The 18,347-nt window shown below is 67.8% G+C and carries 21 protein-coding genes; 11 read left to right on the top strand and 10 right to left on the bottom strand.

Annotation, left to right across the window (positions count from 1 at the left end; all coding sequences use genetic code 11):
• Positions 1-261, top strand: a 261-nt coding sequence (locus tag CG716_RS30515) for a hypothetical protein (protein WP_207760653.1), incomplete at its 5' end; no start/stop codon positions are given.
• On the opposite strand, the gene CG716_RS29600 is transcribed toward CG716_RS30515, so the two are convergent.
• On the bottom strand, positions 249-482 hold the full coding sequence (locus CG716_RS29600; RefSeq protein ID WP_165774123.1) for a hypothetical protein: 234 nt from the start codon (positions 480-482) through the stop codon (positions 249-251). The two genes, CG716_RS30515 and CG716_RS29600, sit on opposite strands and share 13 nt — an antisense overlap.
• A gap of 46 nt (positions 483-528) precedes the next feature.
• Complete coding sequence (locus CG716_RS12305) at positions 529-1,629, bottom strand: Rv3575c family transcriptional regulator (protein WP_094479813.1); 1,101 nt, start codon at positions 1,627-1,629, stop codon at positions 529-531.
• A 108-nt stretch (positions 1,630-1,737) separates the two neighbouring features.
• Between CG716_RS12305 and CG716_RS12300 the strand changes: the two genes are divergently transcribed.
• From CG716_RS12300 to CG716_RS12275, 6 genes are all read left to right on the top strand, one after another.
• The gene (locus CG716_RS12300; RefSeq protein WP_234817820.1) at positions 1,738-2,655 is read left to right on the top strand and encodes a metal ABC transporter solute-binding protein, Zn/Mn family; all 918 of its coding nucleotides are present in this window, start codon (positions 1,738-1,740) and stop codon (positions 2,653-2,655) included.
• Positions 2,656-2,664: 9 nt separating this feature from the next.
• On the top strand, positions 2,665-3,477 hold the full coding sequence (locus CG716_RS12295) for a metal ABC transporter ATP-binding protein (RefSeq protein ID WP_094479809.1): 813 nt from the start codon (positions 2,665-2,667) through the stop codon (positions 3,475-3,477).
• The gene (locus CG716_RS12290; protein WP_094479807.1) at positions 3,470-4,336 is read left to right on the top strand and encodes a metal ABC transporter permease; all 867 of its coding nucleotides are present in this window, start codon (positions 3,470-3,472) and stop codon (positions 4,334-4,336) included. Before CG716_RS12295 ends, CG716_RS12290 begins: the two co-directional genes overlap by 8 nt.
• A 64-nt stretch (positions 4,337-4,400) precedes the next feature.
• Positions 4,401-5,159 carry a LamB/YcsF family protein gene (locus tag CG716_RS12285; RefSeq protein ID WP_094479805.1) on the top strand — a complete coding sequence of 253 codons (759 nt, stop codon included), beginning with the start codon at positions 4,401-4,403 and terminating at the stop codon, positions 5,157-5,159.
• On the top strand, positions 5,159-6,079 hold the full coding sequence (locus CG716_RS12280) for an MBL fold metallo-hydrolase (RefSeq protein ID WP_094479803.1): 921 nt from the start codon (positions 5,159-5,161) through the stop codon (positions 6,077-6,079). Before CG716_RS12285 ends, CG716_RS12280 begins: the two co-directional genes overlap by 1 nt.
• Positions 6,080-6,089: 10 nt before the next feature.
• Complete coding sequence (locus CG716_RS12275) at positions 6,090-7,325, top strand: SLC13 family permease (protein WP_165774129.1); 1,236 nt, start codon at positions 6,090-6,092, stop codon at positions 7,323-7,325.
• 8 nt (positions 7,326-7,333) lie between these two features.
• Here the strand turns inward: CG716_RS12275 and rlmB are convergent, their stop codons facing one another.
• The 5 genes from rlmB to carD are packed head-to-tail and all read right to left on the bottom strand — an operon-like array spanning position 7,334 to position 11,368.
• Positions 7,334-8,275, bottom strand: a complete 942-nt coding sequence (gene rlmB / locus CG716_RS12270; RefSeq protein ID WP_094479799.1) for a 23S rRNA (guanosine(2251)-2'-O)-methyltransferase RlmB — start codon at positions 8,273-8,275, stop codon at positions 7,334-7,336.
• The gene (gene cysS / locus CG716_RS12265; protein WP_094479797.1) at positions 8,276-9,682 is read right to left on the bottom strand and encodes a cysteine--tRNA ligase; all 1,407 of its coding nucleotides are present in this window, start codon (positions 9,680-9,682) and stop codon (positions 8,276-8,278) included. It lies immediately after the preceding gene.
• A 19-nt stretch (positions 9,683-9,701) separates the two neighbouring features.
• Complete coding sequence (ispF, locus tag CG716_RS12260) at positions 9,702-10,202, bottom strand: 2-C-methyl-D-erythritol 2,4-cyclodiphosphate synthase (RefSeq protein WP_094479795.1); 501 nt, start codon at positions 10,200-10,202, stop codon at positions 9,702-9,704.
• The gene (gene ispD / locus CG716_RS12255) at positions 10,199-10,861 is read right to left on the bottom strand and encodes a 2-C-methyl-D-erythritol 4-phosphate cytidylyltransferase (RefSeq protein ID WP_094479793.1); all 663 of its coding nucleotides are present in this window, start codon (positions 10,859-10,861) and stop codon (positions 10,199-10,201) included. Before ispD ends, ispF begins: the two co-directional genes overlap by 4 nt.
• Positions 10,862-10,879: 18 nt before the next feature.
• A complete protein-coding gene (gene carD, locus CG716_RS12250; RefSeq protein ID WP_005138865.1) occupies positions 10,880-11,368 on the bottom strand; it encodes an RNA polymerase-binding transcription factor CarD in 489 nt (162 codons plus the stop codon).
• A 318-nt stretch (positions 11,369-11,686) separates the two neighbouring features.
• Between carD and CG716_RS12245 the strand changes: the two genes are divergently transcribed.
• The 3 genes from CG716_RS12245 to disA are packed head-to-tail and all read left to right on the top strand — an operon-like array spanning position 11,687 to position 14,832.
• Positions 11,687-12,220 (top strand): copper chaperone PCu(A)C domain-containing protein, encoded by a 534-nt coding sequence (locus tag CG716_RS12245; RefSeq protein WP_234817819.1) that lies wholly within the window; start codon positions 11,687-11,689, stop codon positions 12,218-12,220.
• 57 nt (positions 12,221-12,277) lie between these two features.
• Positions 12,278-13,726, top strand: coding sequence for a DNA repair protein RadA (gene radA, locus CG716_RS12240; protein WP_094479791.1), 1,449 nt, complete (start codon positions 12,278-12,280; stop codon positions 13,724-13,726).
• Positions 13,717-14,832 carry a DNA integrity scanning diadenylate cyclase DisA gene (disA, locus tag CG716_RS12235; RefSeq protein ID WP_094479789.1) on the top strand — a complete coding sequence of 372 codons (1,116 nt, stop codon included), beginning with the start codon at positions 13,717-13,719 and terminating at the stop codon, positions 14,830-14,832. The genes radA and disA overlap by 10 nt, the downstream gene beginning before the upstream one ends.
• A 48-nt stretch (positions 14,833-14,880) precedes the next feature.
• Here disA and CG716_RS12230 read toward each other — a convergent pair whose 3' ends face one another.
• Complete coding sequence (locus tag CG716_RS12230; protein WP_207760652.1) at positions 14,881-15,666, bottom strand: hypothetical protein; 786 nt, start codon at positions 15,664-15,666, stop codon at positions 14,881-14,883.
• Between the two features lie 80 nt (positions 15,667-15,746).
• Positions 15,747-16,364, bottom strand: coding sequence for a carbonic anhydrase (locus CG716_RS12225; protein ID WP_094479785.1), 618 nt, complete (start codon positions 16,362-16,364; stop codon positions 15,747-15,749).
• 37 nt (positions 16,365-16,401) lie between these two features.
• On the opposite strand from CG716_RS12225, the gene CG716_RS12220 reads away from it, so the two are divergent.
• On the top strand, positions 16,402-17,331 hold the full coding sequence (locus tag CG716_RS12220) for an iron-sulfur binding domain-containing protein (protein WP_094479882.1): 930 nt from the start codon (positions 16,402-16,404) through the stop codon (positions 17,329-17,331).
• On the opposite strand, the gene CG716_RS12215 is transcribed toward CG716_RS12220, so the two are convergent.
• Positions 17,328-18,287 carry a GlxA family transcriptional regulator gene (locus tag CG716_RS12215; RefSeq protein WP_094479783.1) on the bottom strand — a complete coding sequence of 320 codons (960 nt, stop codon included), beginning with the start codon at positions 18,285-18,287 and terminating at the stop codon, positions 17,328-17,330. The genes CG716_RS12220 and CG716_RS12215 overlap by 4 nt on opposite strands.
• Between the last annotated feature and the right edge of the window lie 60 nt (positions 18,288-18,347).

Raw genomic sequence — 18,347 nt, 5'->3', positions numbered from 1 at the left:
CCATCCGCCGTTCGAGCCGTTCGGTGCGAGCGTCGAATCTGGCGTCAGACCGTTTCCGATCTCAAGATTGTCTCCGTTCGACCGGCGGCGCTGGCGGTGCCGGCGGTGCGGGAGGCTCGCTGTGGGGATACGGCGGCAACGGGGGCGGCGGTGGAACCGGGGGCACCGGTGGTCAAGGCGCTACCGGCGGCACCGGTGGTAACGGCGGGGCTGGCGGCACGGTCGACGGGACCCCGGACAATCCTGGCTCAGGTGGCGTAGGCGGCAATGGGGGCACCGGCGGACAAGGCGGCACAGGCGGACAGGGCGGCACGGGAGGCAACGGCGGCGCCGGCGCCTCGGGGAACGGGAGCGGCGGCAGCGGCGGACAGGGCGGCGCCGGGGGCGATGGCGGTGCAGGAGGAACAGGCGGCGCCGGCGCGGGCTCGAGCAATGACGGTCTGGCTGGCGGCACCGGTTCGCAAGGCAGTCAGGGAGCTCAAGGCACAACCGGCAACCCGGGCTGACCCTCTCGCCGACCACACAACGCTAGCCGGGCGGGCCCGCCGTCCGGCCTCGCACCAATTCGGTGGGCAGCACGTCGATGACAGGCAGGCCGTCCCGGGGCGGGCTGTGCAATAACCGGCCGGCTCGCTTGCCCTTCTCCAGACTGGGCTGCGCCACGGTCGTCAACCCCCGGCTCAACGCGTCGGGAATGCCGTCGAACCCGGTGACGGTCATCCTGCCCGGAACATAGATGCCATGTGCACGTAGGTAATCCATCGCCGATATGGCCAAAACGTCAGTGGTTGCCATCAATGCGGTGATCCGCGAGTTGGTCTGCAGCGCCAGTTCGGCGGCAGCCGCGCCGGAGGCCGGCAGGTGCTCGTAGCTTTCCACAATGGTGAGGGCGTTGGGGTCGAGCCCGGCCGCGGTCATCGCGTCCTGCACACCGGCGATCCGTTCGGTCTGGACGTGAAAGTGCGAGCCTTGGACGCGATCTGCGTTCACCACGGCGGCGGTGTGCTCGCCGACGCGCGGTTCAGTGCCCAAACGCATTGCCAGCAGGCCTATCTCGTGGTGACCCAGGCCGATAACGTAGTCGGCCAGCTCGCGCATCGCGGCGCGGTCGTCGATGCAGACCCTTGACGCGCCCGGCACGTCCTTGGGCTGATCGACAACGACCACGGACACGTGACGCTGCAGCACGGTCTGCAGATAGGGGTCTTCATCGGAAGCGGCGTACACAACAAAGCCGTCGACGCCTGCGGCCAGCACCGCATTCGTCCCGTCCGACAGGCTGCGGTCGGGCCCGACCGCCACCAGTAGCAAGCCCTGGCCGGCTTCCTCGCACGATTCGGCAAGTCCGGCAACGAAATTCAACGTGGCTGGATCGCTGAACGCATAAGTCAGCGCTTCGGTGATCACCAGGCCGACGGCTCCGGCCCGGCGGGTTCGCAGCGAGCGGGCCACAGGATCGGGACCTGCGTACCCCAGCCGTTTGGCCGTGGCCAGCACCCGCTCGCGCAAATCGGCCGACAGCTGGTCGGGGCGGTTGTAGGCGTTGGAGATGGTGGTCCGCGAAACCTTCAGCTCGGCGGCCAACGAAGCCAGGGTTGCCCGCCGCCGCGGCGCGGGACTTCTGGACATGAAACGTGAGGCTAGTGCATGGACTTGCGTTCTACCGGTACTGATGACTTAGAGTTATTGGAAACGGTTTTCATTTGTATCAGGGTTACTGAGTTGAGAGGAGCGATCGTGCGCACTGCTGCGATCCGGGCGGTCATCGGTGTGTCGGCGCTGGCACTGACGGTAGGACTCGCCGCATGCGGCGAGAACAAGCCCTCCGGCAACGCCGCGGGCCAGCCACCGACCGTGGTTGCCTCGACCGACGTCTGGGGCAGCGTCGCGCAGGCCGTCGCCGGCGATCACGCCAAGGTGACGTCGATCATCACCAGTGCTTCAGCCGACCCGCACTCGTTCGAGGCGAGCCCGTCGAACGCCGCGGCCATCACCGACGCGTCATTGGTCGTCTTCAACGGCGGCGGCTACGACCATTGGGTCGACGACATCCTGTCCAGCCACCCCGGGGTGGCATCGGTCGACGCGTTCTCACTGCTCAAGGCCCCGCCCGGGGAGCCGCAGCCGGCCAACGAACACGTCTTCTACGACCTGGACACCGCTAAGGCGGTGGCGGCCAAGATCGCGGATCAGCTGGCACAGGACGATCCGCAGCACGCCGCCGATTACAAGGCCAATGCCGAGACCTTCGATCGCAATGTCGACGCGATCGCGCAGACAGAGAAGGCCATCCGCGCCACCCATTCGGGAGCGGCAGTCGTCGCCACCGAGCCCGTCGCCCACTACCTGCTCGTCGCCGCCGGCCTGACCGACAAGACACCCGCAGGCTTCGCCAACGCCGTCGAGCAGGACACCGACCCGGCCCCGGTCGACGTGGCCGCCATGCTCGACGTCATCAAGTCCCGCCAGGTTTCCGCGGTGGTATTCAACGAGCAGACCGTGACCGAGGTGACCAAGCAGATCCAGGCCGCGGCCCAGAGCGCCGGAATCCCGGTGGTCCCGGTCACCGAGACGCTGCCCGCGGGCAGTGACTACCTGAGCTGGCAGCGCGACACCGCGGACCGGTTGAGCGCCGCGCTGCAGCAGAACCGATAATTACCACTCGTGGGTGCCGAGATCGTCTGTTTGTCGGGTGCCCGGCTGGCGTTCGGAGAGCGGGTTCTGTGGGACCACCTCGACCTGAAGGTGGCAGCCGGTGAATTCATCGCGATCCTGGGCCCCAACGGCACCGGCAAAACATCGCTGTTCAAGGTGCTGCTGGGCCAGCTGCCGCTGAGCGCGGGCAGCGCCACCATCGAGGGCAAGCCGATCGAAGCGGGCAGCGAGCGGATCGGCTATGTACCTCAGCATCGGTCAGTCGACCGCGGGCTTAGCCTGCGGGGCCGTGACCTCGTCCGCCTGGGCGTCGACGGCCACCACTGGGGTATCGGGCCGATGACCCGGAAAGAACGGCACCACCGGAGCGAGGTCGTCGAGCAGGCGCTGGCTCAAGTGCGGGCCAACAAACTGGCCAAGGTCCCGGTCGGGGTGATGTCGGGCGGCGAGCTGCAACGAGTGCGCATCGCCCAAGCACTCGCGAGCGATCCGGTGCTGCTGCTATGCGACGAACCACTGCTGAACCTCGATCCGGCCAGCGCCCGCCTGGTCGCCCAGCTCATCGACCGGCGCCGTCAATCCGGCACTGCGGTGATGTTCGTGACCCATGAGATCAACCCGGTGGTGCCCTACGTCGACCGGGTGCTCTACCTGGTCAACGGCCGATTCCGGATCGGCACCGTCGCCGAGGTGATGACCTCGGAAACCCTGTCCGAGCTCTACCAGGCCGATATTCAGGTGGTGCAGGTCGGCGACCGCTACGTGGTGGTCGGCGAGCACCTCGATCACTCGGGCCACACCCATGGGCACACCCATGAATGACCGATTCGCCGATCTGTTAAATCATCTGTTCTCGTTTCACATCACCGCAGACCTGTTGGGCCGCGGCTTCGTGCAGCAGGCGCTGGTCGCCGCAGCGCTACTGGCCCTGGTCGCCGGGCTGATCGGGCCGTTCATCGTGATGCGTCAGATGTCGTTCGCCGTGCACGGTTCCAGTGAGCTGTCGCTGACCGGCGCGGCGTTCGCACTGCTTGCCGGCTTCAACGTCGGTATGGGTGCGCTGGTCGGGAGTGCGCTGGCCGCCATCCTGTTCGGCATTCTCGGTCAGCGGGCCCGTGAACGAGACTCGGCGATCGGCGTCGTGCTCGCGTTCGGGCTGGGCCTGGCGGTGCTGTTCATCCACCTGTATCCGGGCCGTGCCGGCACCAGCTTCGCCCTGCTGACCGGTCAGATCGTCGGCGTCGGCTACTCCGGGCTGGCACTGCTGATCGCCGTGACGGTCTTGGTGGTGGGCGTGCTGACCGTCAGCTATCGGCCGCTGCTGTTCGCCACCGCCGACCCGGAAGTGGCTGCCGCACGGGGTGTTCCGGTGCGGGTGCTGGGCATCGTGTTCGCGGCGCTGGTCGGTGTGGTGGCCGCACAGGGTGTGCAGATCGTCGGCGCGCTGCTGGTCATGTCGCTGCTCATCACCCCTGCTGCCGCGGCCGCCAGGGTGTTCAGCTCACCAGCGGCGGTCATCGCGGCGTCGGTGGTGTTCGCCGAGCTGTCCGCGGTACTGGGCATCGTGTTCTCGCTGGCGCCCGGAGTGCCGGTCTCGGTTTTCGTCACGACAATCTCGTTCGTCATCTATCTGATGTGCTGGGCGATCAGCCGACGCCATGTGGACCCTGCCGCAGCCTAGGCATCGCTCGCTCCTCCCCCGCCTCGTCCCTCGCCGGCATCGTCGACTCGCTTAGGCTTGGCTCGTGGCCTCGGTGGACTTGAACGCGGATCTGGGCGAAGGCTTCGGTGTATGGGAACTCGGCGACGACGCCGCCATGCTCGACATCATCACCAGCGCCAACCTGGCCTGCGGTTTCCACGCCGGCGACCCGATCGGGCTGACGCGAAGCAGTCGCGCCGCCGCCGAACGGGGGGTGCGCATCGGCGCCCAGGTGAGCTACCGCGACCTCGCCGGGTTCGGGCGCCGCTTCATCGACGTCGCACCGGCCGAACTGACCGCCGAGGTGATCTATCAGATCGGCGCACTGCAGGCACTGGCCCGAGTCGCCGGATCCGACGTCAGCTACGTCAAACCCCATGGTGCGCTGTACAACACGATCGTCAGCCACCGAGAGCAGGCACGCGCGGTCGCCGAGGCGGTGCACGCCGTCGATCCCGGCCTGCCGGTGCTGAACCTGGCCGGTTCGGTGTTCTTCGAAGAGGCACAGCGGCTGGGATTGCGCACCGTCGCAGAGGCATTCGCCGACCGGGCCTACCATCCGGACGGCACATTGGTGTCCCGTCGCGAAGAAGGAGCGGTGTTGCACGACCCCGACCAGATCGCCGAACGGGTGGCCCTGATGGTGCAGACCGGCCAGGTATTGGCCGTGGGCGGAACGACCATCGACATTCAGTTGGAATCGGTTTGCGTACACGGTGATTCGCCGGGTGCGGTGCAGATAGCCACCGCAGTCAGGGAGCGCCTGCTGCGCGAAGGTGTGACGCTGGCGGCGTTCGTCTGATGCGACTCAAACTCGGCAGACCTGATATCGCCAACTACCGCGAACTTTTCGACGTGCCCGGCGCCGATCCGGATGCCGCCCTGTCGGTCACCTGGCTTGGGGTGTCGACACTGCTGGTCGACGACGGCGCGACCGCCCTGCTGACCGACGGGTTCTTCTCCCGGCCCGGACTGCTGGACGTGGCGCTGCGCCGGCTGACTCCGTCGGACTCCCGCATCGACTACTGCCTGACCCGCGCCAAGATCAACCGGCTGGCCGCGGTGCTGCCAGTACACACCCATTTCGACCACGCCATGGACTCCGGGATCGTCGCCGCGCGCACCGGTGCCCGGCTGATCGGCGGTGAGTCAGCCGCCAATATTGCTCGTGGACAAGGGCTCTCGGCCGACCAGATCGTTGTCACCACCTCGGGGCAAGATCTGGAACTGGGTCCGTTCACGTTGACGCTGATCGAGTCGCACCACTGTCCCCCGGACCGTTTTCCCGGACCGATCACCGCGCCGGTCGCGCCGCCCGCCAGAGCCTCGGCATTCCGTTGCGGTGAGGCCTGGTCCACGCTGATCCACCACGCACCGAGCGGCCGGCGGTTGCTGATCCAGGGTAGTGCGGGCTTCCTGCCCGGCGCCCTCGACGGCCGCCGGGCCGACGTCGCCTACCTGGGAGTCGGCCAGCTCGGCGTGCAGCCACAGGACTACATCGAGCACTACTGGGAGCAGACGGTGGCCGCGGTCGGTGCGCGCACGGTGGTGCTCATCCACTGGGACGACTTCTTCCGGCCGCTGACCGAGCCGATGATTGCGCTGCCGTATGCGGGTGACGACCTCCACGTGTCGATGCGTGTGCTGTCGAGGCTGGCGCAGCGCGACGGGGTCGGCTTGCACCTGCCGACGGTGTGGCAACGCGCCGATCCATGGATCTGATCGCCTCGTGCTGATCGTTGCCCTGGTCGCGCTCGCGGTCGTACTGGTCTTCGCCATCGTGCGTCCTGCGGGCTGGTCGGAGGCGGTGGTGGCGGTACCCGCTGCCGCCGTGGTCATCGCGGTCGGCGCGGTGTCGACGGCGGACGCGAGTGCCGAGGCCGGCCGGATGCTCCCGGTGGTCGGTTTCCTGGCCGCCGTCCTGGTCCTGGCCAAACTGTGCGATGACGAGGGGCTGTTCCAGGCCGCAGGAGCGTGGATGGCGCGCGGCAGTAGCGGCGAGCCGCGGCGGCTGCTGGGTCAGGTGTTCCTGATCGCGGCGGCGACGACGGCGATCCTGAGTCTGGACGCGACCGTCGTGTTGCTGACGCCGGTGGTGCTGGCCACGGTGCGGACGATGCGGGTGCCGGCACGTCCGCATCTTTATGCCACTGCGCACCTGTCGAACTCGGCGTCACTGCTGCTGCCGGTGTCCAACCTGACCAACCTGCTGGCGTTCAGTGCCGCCGGGCTGTCGTTCACCCGGTTCAGTGCACTGATGGCCGCCCCGTGGGTAGCGGCGGTGGCGGTCGAATATCTGCTGTTGCGACTGCTCTTCCGGCGCGACCTGGCTAACGTGCACGCCGAGAACCCGACGCCGACGGCGCAGCGCCCGGTGTTCGTGCTCGTCGTGCTGGGCTTGACCCTGGTCGGCTTCGCGGCGACCTCGTTCGCCGGCCTGTCCCCGGCTTGGGCGGCGCTGGCCGGCGCCGTGGTGCTCGGTGTGCGGTCGCTGGCCCAGCGGCGCAGCACAATCGGCGGGATCGTGCACGCGCTGCACATACCGTTTCTGGTGTTCGTGCTGGCGCTGGCCGTGGTGGTCAAGGCCGTGATGGTCAACGGTCTGAACCATGCCGCCGCGGACCTCCTGCCCGCCGGTGGCAGTCTGGTCGCACTGCTCGGGATCGCCGCGGTGGCCGCGGTGCTGTCCAACGTCGTCAACAACCTGCCCGCCGTTCTGGTACTGCTCCCCCTGGTCGCCGCCGGCGGCCCGGCCGCAGTGCTGGCCGTGCTGATCGGCGTGAACATCGGGCCGAACCTGACCTACGTCGGATCGCTGTCCAATCTTTTGTGGCGCAAGTTATTACACGATCACGATGAGCCGACCAGCGTGCGCGAGTTCACCGCGCTGGGCGCGCTGACGGTCCCGGCCTGCCTCGTGGTGGCTGTGGTGGCGTTGTGGGCCGGCGTGCGTCTGATCGGCGTCTAACAGCCCGATCAGCGGCGACGCTGGCGGGCGATCTCGGCCAACACCACACCCGCAGCCACCGACGCGTTCAGCGACTCGGTCGGCCCGGCCATCGGAATCGACAGCACCGCATCGCAATTCTGGCGCACCAGTCGCGAGAGTCCCTTGCCTTCCGAACCGACGACGACCACCAACGGGCCGGACGCGTCGAACTCGTCGATCGTCGTGTCGCCCTCGGCGTCGAGTCCGACCACCTGCAGGCCGGCATCGGCCCACTCCTTGAGCGTGCGGTTCAGGTTCGTCGCACGTGCCACGCGCACCCGGGCAGCCGCACCGGCGCTGGTGCGCCACGCGACAGCCGTCACCGACGCCGAACGACGCTGCGGGATCAGCACACCGTGGCCGGCGAACGCCGCCACGGACCGGATGATCGCACCCAGATTGCGCGGGTCGGAGATGTTGTCCAACGCGACCAGCAAAGCCGGCTCGATGTCGGACGTCGCCGACGCCAGCAGATCGTCGGGGTGGGCGTAGTCGTACGGCGGCACCTGCAGGGCGATACCCTGGTGTAAACCGTTGGCGCTCAACCGGTCCAGGTCGGTGCGCGGCACCTCGAGAATCGCAATGCCGCGGTCGGCGGCCAGCGTGACTGACTCTGCCATCCGCTCGTCGGCCTCGGCGCCCAGGGCGACGTACAACGCCGTGGCCGGGGCGTGCGCGCGCAGGCACTCCAGCACGGGGTTGCGGCCCAGGACCATTTCGGTCTCGTCGGTGGGTTTGGTGGGTTTACGCGTGTGCTTGGCCGCGGCGGCGGCACGTCTGGCCGCCGGATGGCCGGGGCGCATATACGCCGGCGGGGTGGCGCCGCGCCCTTCCACGCCTCGCCTGCGCTGACCACCTGAGCCGACAGTCGGCCCCTTCTTGGTGCCTTCTTTGCGAATCGCACCACGGCGCTTGGAATTTCCTGCCATCTACTTACTGCCTTCGTCGCGTAGCGCCCACTGCGGTCCGTCGGCGGTGTCGGTGACCTCGATGCCGGCTTCCTTGAGCCGGTCGCGGATTTCGTCGGCCAGGGCCCAGTCCCGGGTCTGGCGGGCCTGGTCGCGACGGTTCAGCTCGGCGCGTACCAACACGTCCACGGCACCCAGTGCCGCCGACGTCTCGTCGCGCGTCTCCCAGCGCTCGTCGAGCGGGTCGCAGCCAAGAATGCCCATCATGGAACGGATGTCGCGAGCCTTTGCCAGCGCGGTCTCGTGGTCACCGGAGTCAAGGGCCCGGTTTCCTTCCGCGCGCGCGGCGTGCACCTCGGCCAGCGCGGCGGGCACGGCCAGGTCGTCATCGAGCGCGGCGGCGAACTTCTCGGTCCAGGTGCCTGGCACGACGGCCCCGACCCGGGTGCGTACCCGGTGGAGGAACTCCTCGATTCCGGTGTAAGCCTTCACCGCGTCCTGCAGTGCGTTCTCGGAGAACTCCAGCATCGACCGGTAATGCGCGCTGCCCAGGTAGTAGCGCAGCTCGGCGGGCCGAACTCGTTGCAGCACAGCAGGTATCGACAGAACATTGCCCAGCGACTTGCTCATCTTCTCCCCGCCCATGGTGACCCAGCCGTTGTGCAGCCAGTACTGGGCGAAGCTGTCGCCGGCGGCGCGGGCCTGGGCGATCTCGTTCTCGTGATGGGGAAAGACCAAATCCATTCCACCGCAGTGGATATCGAATTCAGCGCCGAGGTACTCGTGGGCCATCGCCACACACTCGGAATGCCAGCCGGGCCTGCCGTGCCCCCACGGCGTCGGCCAGGACGGCTCGCCGGGTTTGGCGCCCTTCCACAGGGTGAAGTCACGCTGGTCGCGCTTGCCCGAGCCGGCTCCTTCGCCCTGATGGACATCGTCGATCTTGTGTCCGGAGAGCTTGCCGTAATCGGGGAAGCTCAGCACGTCGAAGTAGACGTCGCCGGCTCCGGTGTAGGCGTGGCCGTTGTCGACCAGACGCTCGATGAGCTCGACGATCTGGGTGATGTGCCCGGTAGCGCGTGGCTCCGCCGACGGCGGCAGCACGCCGAGTGCGTCATAGGCAGCACTGAACGCCCGCTCGTGGGTGGCCGCCCATTCCCACCACGGCCGGCCGGCGTCGGCGGCCTTGGTGAGGATCTTGTCGTCGATGTCAGTGACATTGCGGATGAACGCCACATCGAAACCCTTGGCCATCAGCCAGCGCCGCAGCACGTCGAAGGCCACGCCGCTGCGAACGTGGCCGATATGCGGCAGACCCTGCACGGTCGCCCCGCACAGGTAGATGGATGCGTGGCCGGGACGCAGCGGTACGAAATCCCGCACGGCACCGGCATAGGTGTCGTGGAGTCGCAGGCCGCTTGAGGTCACGACGCGCCAGCTTACCGGCCTATTCAGCGTTATTCGGCACCGAGGCTGATCCGGCCACTACCAACGCAGTGGCGATCGCCGCCATTCCCTCGCCCCGGCCGGTGAGCCCGAGACCGTCGGTAGTCGTCGCCGAGACCGACACCGGCGCGCCCAGCAGCTCCGAGAGCACCCGCTGGGCCTCCTCCCGGCGCGGGCCCACCTTCGGACGGTTGGCGATGACCTGGACGGTCGCGTTGCCCACGCGGTAATCCGCGGCGGCGAGCAGATCGCGGACGTGGGCCAACATCTGTGCACCGGTTGCGCCGCGCCACTGTGGCTGGTCCACCCCGAATACCGTGCCGAGGTCTCCCAGACCGGCCGCAGAGAGCAGTGCGTCGCACACGGCGTGCACGGCGACGTCACCGTCGGAGTGTCCGGAACAGCCGTCCGCGCCGTCGAACAACAGGCCCAGCAGCCAGCACGGCCGGCCGGCCTCGATCGGATGGACGTCGGTACCGAGCCCGACGCGGGGAATCGTCATGCGCCCAGCACGGCCCGCGCCAGCTGGAGATCCAGAGGGGTGGTGACCTTGAAGGCCATGGTGTCGCCGGCGACGGTGTAGACCGGGGTGCCAAGGTATTCCACCAAGGACGCGTCGTCGGTAACGGTTGCCCCAGCGGCACGTTCGTAGGCGCGGCGCAGCAGGGCTGTTTCGAATCCTTGCGGAGTCTGCACGGCACGCAGCCCGGATCGTTCCGGGGTGCCCAGCACGACGCCGTTGGCGTCGACGGCTTTGACCGTGTCGGTGACGGGCAGCACCGGGATCACCGCGCGCAGCCCGTCGCGCAGGGCGGCGACTACGCGCTGTATCTGGTCCACCGGGGTCAACGGCCGCGCGGCGTCGTGTACCAGGACGAATTCGGCTTCCCCGATCGCGGCCAACGCGCGGCGGACGGTTTCGGGACGTTCCGGGCCGCCCTCGACGACCGTGGCACGGCCGTCGAGCAGCAATGTGGTTTCGTCGACCCGATCAGCGGGTGCGGCGACGATCACCCGATCCACGACGCCGGAGGCTAGCAAGCCGTCGACGGCACGTTCGAGCATGGTGCAGCCACCGAGATCAACAAATGCTTTCGGGATACCCGCGCCCAGCCGTTCACCGGAACCAGCGGCCGTGACGACCGCGACCGTGTCCGACACCGAACCGCCTCAGGGCAGTCAGGAAGCGGCGGCCAGAGCCTCGTCGAGGATGATCGTGGCCTTCTCGTCGTCGGTGTTCTCAGCCAGAGCCAGCTCACCCACGAGGATCTGCCGAGCCTTGGCCAGCATGCGCTTCTCGCCCGCCGACAGACCGCGCTCCTGATCACGGCGCCACAGGTCACGAACGACCTCGGCGACCTTGTTGACGTCACCGGACGCCAGCTTCTCGAGGTTGGCCTTGTAGCGGCGCGACCAGTTGGTCGGCTCTTCGGTGTGCGGGGCGCGCAGCACCTGGAACACCTTGTCCAGGCCCTCCTGCCCGACAACGTCACGGACGCCGACATATTCGGCGTTTTCCGCTGGAACTCGAACGGTCAGGTCTCCCTGGGCGACCTTCAAGACGAGGTATTCCTTCTGTTCGCCTTTGATGGTCCGGGTTTCGATCGCTTCGATCAATGCAGCACCGTGGTGTGGATAGACAACGGTGTCTCCGACCTTGAAAATCATCAGTTTCGAGCCCCTTTCACAAACCAATGTTAGCACGGCGGCCAACAGCGTGCGGAACAACGATGCAGGTCAGGGGCACCGTGGGTGAAGAGAGGGGGTTGACAGGGTGACGAAACCGTGCAACACGGGCGCCCGGCACGACCCCCAGCACACCCCCGTCTGACCAGCGTCGCAGCGCTCGGCCACCACGCCGGGAACCCTCAGCTACCGCCGCGCCGCGCTACCTACTACTGTGCATAGTCGAACCGCGGCGGCGCGACAGTGCCGTCCACACAGGCCGAGCAGGAGGCTGTTGTGAACCGCTTGACGAATCGCCTCGTGGCCGCATCCGCTGGCCTGGCCGCCTGCAGTTTGATTCTGACGGGCTGCGGGGCGGGCCAGATCTCGCAGACCGCCGACCAGCAGTCGGCCGTCAACGGCGCCACTGCGAATGTCGCCAACATCGCCCTGCGCAACATTCACCTGCAGGCAGTGCAGACCGGCGACGCACTGAAGCCCGGCCGCACCATCGACCTGATCTTCGTGGCGGCAAACATCTCGCCGGACACCAATGACAAGCTGGTCAGCGTCAGCACCGATGTGGGCACGGTCGTGCTCACCGGCGACACCGCCATCCCGGCGGGCAGTTCGCTGATCGTCGGAAGTGCCGACGGCCAGGCCGAAGCCACCCCGATGGGCAGTGCTGAGCCGACGAAGGCCCAAGTCACGCTCAGCCAGCCGATCACCAACGGACTGACGTACAAGTTCACATTCGCCTTCGACAAGGCCGGCCAGGGCACCGTCGAGGTGCCGATCTCGGCCGGCGGCGCGCCGCGGCAGGACGGCGACCCCGTCGGCGGCCCGCACGAGTGAGCTGACACGAACCGCGTAATGCGGGGTTCTGTCATACCCACCGGATAGCGTCACGGCGTGGCCAAGGCGCGTTCGCAGTACCGATGCTCGGAATGTCGCCACACCATGGCCAAGTGGGTCGGTCGCTGCCCGGAATGCGGGACTTGGGGCACCCTCGACGAGGTGGCCGCGGCCGCCGGCGCCGCGAGCACATTGCACCGCGCAGTGGTGCCGTCCTCACCCGCGGTGCCGATCAGTTCCATCAATCCCGACCGCACGCGCCACTTCCCCACCGGGGTCGACGAGCTCGACCGGGTGCTTGGTGGCGGCGTGGTACCCGGCTCGGTCAGCCTGCTGGCCGGTGATCCCGGAGTCGGCAAGTCGACCCTGTTGCTCGAGGTCGTGCACCGGTGGGCGCAATCGGGGCGGCGCGCGCTGTATGTATCCGGCGAGGAGTCGGCCGGCCAGGTCCGGATGCGCGCGGAACGCACCGGCTGCACCCACGACGAGGTCTTTCTAGCTGCCGAGTCCGACGTGAACACCGTGCTCGGCCACATCGAGGCGGTGCAGCCCAGTCTCGTGGTGGTCGACTCCGTGCAGACGATGACGGCCGGCGACACCGACGGCGTGGTCGGCGGGGTCACCCAGGTGCGGGCGGTGACGACGGCGCTTACCGCGGCGGCCAAGTCCGGCAGCGTGGCGCTGGTGCTGGTCGGGCATGTCACCAAGGACGGCGCGATCGCCGGTCCGCGCTCGCTGGAACATCTGGTGGATGTGGTCTTGCACTTCGAGGGCGATCGCAACTCGGCCCTGCGCATGGTTCGCGGCGTCAAGAACCGATTCGGCGCCTCCGATGAGGTCGGTTGTTTCCTGTTGCACGACAACGGAATTGAAGGTGTTTCCGATCCGTCAGGGTTGTTCCTCGACGATCGTCCCAACCCAGTGCCCGGCACCGCGGTCACGGTGGCGCTCGACGGCAAGCGCCCGCTGATTGGCGAGGTTCAGGCACTGTTGGCCTACCGCCCGGAGAACGCACCGCAGCGGCGCGCTGTCAGCGGGGTGGACAGTTCACGCGCGGCGATGATCGCTGCAGTGCTCGAGCGCCGCGCGAGCCTGAAGGTGAGTGCCACCGATATCTACCTGTCCACGGTCGGCGGGATGCGGTTGATGGATCCCTCCTCTGACCTGGCGGTGGCAATGGCGATGGCCTCGGCGTATGCCGATCTGCCCCTGCCAAGCACCACCGTGGTGATCGGCGAGGTCGGCCTGGCCGGTGATCTGCGGCGGGTCACCGGCATGGACCGTCGGCTGGCCGAGGCGGCTCGGCTTGGCTTCACCGAGGCCCTGGTTCCGGTCGGCTGCGCCACCGTGCCGAAGGGCTTCCGGGCCATTGAATCGGCCACCATCGGGGACGCGCTGCGCTCGATGCTGTCGATCGCAAAACGGCCGCACGACAAGGTCGTTACGCCGCTTCGGCGGGAGGGGTCGAGTAACGACCTCGGCGACGTGGACAATAAGTGGCTGTGAGCACTGCCAACCGTTCGAACGGCTCGGCACAGCCGTCCGTTGCCACGCTGCGCGAGACCATCGGGCGGCTGGCGCCGGGGACTGCCCTGCGCGACGGCTTGGAGCGCATCCTGCGTGGTCGGACGGGTGCGCTGATACTGCTGGGTTACGACGAACGGGTCGAGTCGATCTGCGACGGCGGGTTTTCACTGGACGTGCGGTTCGCCCCGACTCGACTGCGCGAGCTCTCCAAGATGGACGGCGCTGTGGTGCTGTCCACCGACGGCAGCAGGATCGTACGGGCCAACGTGCAACTGGTGCCGGACCCGACGATTCCCACCGACGAGTCCGGTACCCGCCACCGGTCCGCCGAGCGCGCCGCCATCCAGACCGGCTATCCGGTGATCTCGGTCAGCCACTCGATGAACATCGTCACCGTCTACGTCTCCGGGGAACGCCACGTCGTCGCGGATTCGGCCACCATCCTGTCGCGCGCCAATCAGGCGATCGCGACGCTAGAGCGCTACAAAGCCCGACTCGACGAGGTGTCCCGCCAGCTTTCAACCGCCGAGATCGAGGACTTCGTCACCCTGCGTGATGTCATGACGGTGGTGCAGCGACTGGAGATGGTGCGCCGCATCGGGCTCGAAATCGACTACGACGCAGTCGAACTCGGCACCGACGGCCGGCAGTTGCGGCTACAGCTCGAGGAGCTGCTTGGTGGTAACGACACCGCCCGCGAGCTGATCATGCGCGACTATCACGCCAACCCCGACCCGCCGTCCAAAGCTCAGGTGGCTTCGACGCTGGCTGAATTGGATTCGCTGTCGGACACCGAGCTGCTCGACTTCACCGCGTTGTCGCGGGTCTTCGGATACCCCTCGACGTCCGAGGCGCAGGATTCCGCACTCAGCGCACGCGGCTATCGGGCCATGGCGGGTATCCCGCGCCTGCAGTTCGCCCACGTCGATCTGCTGGTTCGGCGGTTCGGCTCGCTGCAGGGTCTGCTGGCGGCCAGCGCCACCGACCTGCAGTCCGTGGAGGGGATCGGCGCCATGTGGGCGCGCCACGTCCGCGAGGGTTTGTCCCAGCTGGCCGAGTCGACGATCGCCGATCGGTTGGTCTAGAAACGTTGAAACCGCACTGAGAGCGGTCTCAACGTCAACGTCAGTGGTTTAGCCCGCGGGTGCTGGCGCCGGTGGCGGCGCCTCGCCTGGAGCGCCGGCCGGCGGCTGCTCACCGGCAGGCGGCGTGGCACCGGGTGGCGGCGCGTCAGCCAGGATGAACGGCACCGTGGCCGACCGGAGATTGCCGAGCTGGACAACCAGGTTGTACGTACCGGGGCCGATCGGCTGGCGCGGCAGCGGACACTGCGGTGCGGAGCCCATGCCGGTCCAGGTGACCTCGGTGGTCACCTGCTCGCCCGGGTTGAACGTCTTGACCAGCGTCTCGTTGGAGGGCGCGCAGTCCAGGTTCGACCACAGCCGGTTTCCGTCCAGCGAGTAGACGTAGGCGGCCAGCACGGCTGCGCCGACGTCACGCTTGCAGGCGACCAGGCCGATGTTGGTGACGACCATGGTGAACTTCGGCTGGTCACCGATTGCGTACTGCGGCTGGTTGGTGATGCCCTTGACCGCCAGATTGGAATCCGGGCAGTCGTCACCCTCCTTGAGCACCGGCGGCGGCACGACGGCCGCGGTGGGCGTCGGCGCCACCGAAACCGGGCCCGCGGCCGGCAGCGGCGGTGCAACGACAGGAGTCTTGTTGTCCGGCTGCGGTGTCTGCGGTTGAGCCGCAGTAGTGGTCTTGACGGTGCTCTTCGTGTCGGAGCCACCGCTGAAGATCACGAAGGCCACGCCGACGACGATCGCCGCAACTACCGCGACGATGCCGATCGCAAGGCCACGGCGTCGCCAATAGATTTGCGTGGGGAGAGGTCCACGCGGTTCGAGATCCAGCACGTTCTCACGGTAAGCCCAGGTCACCGCGAGTTGTTCGACCCCGCTCGGCGTGTCGCCTTGTTCGCTAGCTGTAAAAGTGGTTATTCGCCGATATCGCCGAGGTGTTCACGCAGCACAACCTTGCCGTCCGCGAGGTGATAGGTCAGCCCGACGATGGCCAGAGTGCCCGCTGTGATCCGCTCCGAAATAAGGGTCGACCGAGCCAACAGCTGCGTACCGGTCTCGATCACATGGCGGGCCTCGAACTCGTCGACGCGGGTCAGCCCGTCGCGACGGCCCAACAGGATCGACGGCGTGACGCGCTCCACAAGATCGCGGATGTAGCCGCCGGGCACCACGCCATCATCGAGGGCCGACAAGGTGGCCTTCACCGCGCCGCAACTGTCGTGGCCGAGTACTGCGATCAGCGGCACGTTGAGCACGCCGACCGCGTATTCGATGGAGCCGAGCACAGCGGAGTCGATGACGTGCCCCGCGGTGCGCACCACGAACATGTCACCGAGGCCCTGATCGAAGATGATCTCCGCGGCGACGCGGCTGTCGGCGCAACCGAAGACGACGGCGGTCGGGCGCTGTGCGTCGGCCAGCCTCGCGCGGTCTTCGATGCTCTGGCTGGGATGGTCAGGCTGGCCGGCGACGAATCGCTCGTTACCCTCTTTGAGTGCCTTCCAAGCGGTTACGGGGCTGGTGTTCGGCATGGCCCATATTCTGCACTGCCGCCCGCTGCAGGATGCAATGACCATCGATTCCGCTGAAGTCGTCGCCTGGTACTCCCACGCCCGGCGCGACCTTCCCTGGCGCGGACCCGACGTGACGGCGTGGCAGATCCTGGTCAGCGAGTTCATGCTGCAACAGACCCCGGTGGCCCGGGTGGCGCCGATCTGGCTCGAGTGGGTGGCCCGCTGGCCCACGCCGTCGGCTACGGCGGCCGCCAGTGCCGCCGATGTGCTTCGGGCCTGGGGCAAGCTCGGCTATCCGCGGCGGGCCAAGCGGTTGCACGAGTGCGCTATCGCGATCGCGGCCGAGCACGGCGACCGGGTGCCCGACGACGTCGAGGTGCTACTCACCCTGCCCGGGATCGGCGCGTACACCGCACGCGCGGTGGCCTGCTTCGCCTATCAGCAGAGCGTGCCCGTGGTGGACACCAACGTGCGCCGGGTGGTGGCGCGTGCGGTGCACGGGCTGGCCGACGCGGGCAATCCGTCGGCGACGCGTGACCTCGCCGATGTGGCCGCACTGCTGCCCAATGATGCGACAGCTCCGGTGTTTTCGGCCGGGCTGATGGAACTGGGCGCCACGGTGTGCACGGCGCGATCGCCCAAGTGCGGCATCTGCCCACTGAGGGTGTGCGCGTGGCGCGCGGCCGGCTACCCGCCCGGCACCGGTGCGCCGCGGCCGACGCAGCGCTACGCGGGCACCGACCGGCAGGTGCGCGGCCGGCTGCTCGACGTGCTGAGGGCCAGCTCGGCTCCGGTCGTGCGCGAGCATCTCGATGTGGTGTGGCTGACCGACACCGCACAGCGCGATCGCGCGCTGGACTCGCTGCTGGTGGACGGTCTGGTGGAGCAGACGGCGGACGGCCGGTTCGCGCTGGCAGGCGAAGGCGACGATGCGGCCCCCGCACCCCAAGGAGGAGCCAAGCAAAAAACAGACGAAGGCGGCTAGGCAGAGCGGGTAAAGCGGCGCCGGTAGTCAGACGGGGTGACACCGACGATGCGCCGAAAGTGATGGCGCAGGAGGGTAGCGGTGCCGAAACCGGCCCGCTCGGCGATGCGGTCGACGTCGAGATCGGTCTCCTCGAGCATGCGACGCGCGTAGAGCACCCGTTGATCGGTAACCCACTGCATCGGGGTGGTGCCGGCCTCTTCAACGAAACGCCGGGCGAAGGTGCGCGCCGACATGTTGGCGCGCCTGGCCATACTTGCCACCGAGTGCGGTTTGTCGAGATTGGACAGTATCCAATCTAGTTGCGGGGCAAAGCCTTCCGAACATCGAGTGGGTATGGGTTGCTCGATGTACTGGCGCTGGCCGCCGTCCCGCTGAGGCGGCACGACCATTCGTCGGGCGATGATGTTGGTGACCGCACTGCCCAGTTCACGACGGACCAGGTGCAGGCTGGCGTCGATGCCCGCGGCGGTGCCTGCACTGGTCACCAGATCACCGTCGTCGACGAACAGCACGTTGCGGTCGATGATGGCGGTCGGATAGCGCAGGGCGAGTTCGTCGGCGTGCATCCAATGAGTGGTGCAGCGCCGGCCGTCGAGCAGTCCCGCCTCCCCTGCGACGAACGCGCCCGAACACACGGTGAGGATCGTCGACCCGGCGGCGTGAGCGGCGCGCAGGGCTTCCAGCGCCTCAGGCGGGTACGCCTCGACCGGGCCGGTGACCGCGGAGACCGCCACCACGTCGGCCCCGGTCAAGGCGTCGAGACCGTGGTCGGGCACCAGCTGGGCGCCGACGCTGGTACGCAACGGCTTACCCGCGTGTGGACCGCACACCTTGAAGTCGAAGTTGGGCACACCGTCTCCGGACCGGTCGATGCCGAATACTTCGCAGATCACGCCGAACTCGAACACCGCGACGCCGTCGAGCACCAGCGCCGAGACACTCTTCAATGGCATGGCAGGATTTTATCTCACAAGGTCAGTGCTGCCACTGTTGGCTGGATCTTTTCTGACGAA

This window comes from Mycolicibacterium sphagni (assembly GCF_002250655.1).
Taxonomy (GTDB): Bacteria; Actinomycetota; Actinomycetes; order Mycobacteriales; family Mycobacteriaceae; genus Mycobacterium; species Mycobacterium sphagni.
Note: the sequence above shows the minus strand (reverse complement) of the source record. Positions and strands in the feature narration are given on the sequence as shown.

What these genes read in the sequence shown, in the direction of transcription:
- CG716_RS12305 (WP_094479813.1), bottom strand. Translation starts at nt 1,629, where the DNA reads ATGTCCAGAAGTCCCGCGCCGCGGCGGCGGGCAACCCTGGCTTCGTTG.
- CG716_RS12290 (WP_094479807.1), top strand. Translation starts at nt 3,470, where the DNA reads ATGAATGACCGATTCGCCGATCTGTTAAATCATCTGTTCTCGTTTCAC.
- CG716_RS12280 (WP_094479803.1), top strand. Translation starts at nt 5,159, where the DNA reads ATGCGACTCAAACTCGGCAGACCTGATATCGCCAACTACCGCGAACTT.
- rlmB (WP_094479799.1), bottom strand. Translation starts at nt 8,275, where the DNA reads ATGGCAGGAAATTCCAAGCGCCGTGGTGCGATTCGCAAAGAAGGCACC.
- ispF (WP_094479795.1), bottom strand. Translation starts at nt 10,202, where the DNA reads ATGACGATTCCCCGCGTCGGGCTCGGTACCGACGTCCATCCGATCGAG.
- carD (WP_005138865.1), bottom strand. Translation starts at nt 11,368, where the DNA reads ATGATTTTCAAGGTCGGAGACACCGTTGTCTATCCACACCACGGTGCT.
- CG716_RS12225 (WP_094479785.1), bottom strand. Translation starts at nt 16,364, where the DNA reads ATGCCGAACACCAGCCCCGTAACCGCTTGGAAGGCACTCAAAGAGGGT.
- CG716_RS12220 (WP_094479882.1), top strand. Translation starts at nt 16,402, where the DNA reads ATGACCATCGATTCCGCTGAAGTCGTCGCCTGGTACTCCCACGCCCGG.
- CG716_RS12215 (WP_094479783.1), bottom strand. Translation starts at nt 18,287, where the DNA reads ATGCCATTGAAGAGTGTCTCGGCGCTGGTGCTCGACGGCGTCGCGGTG.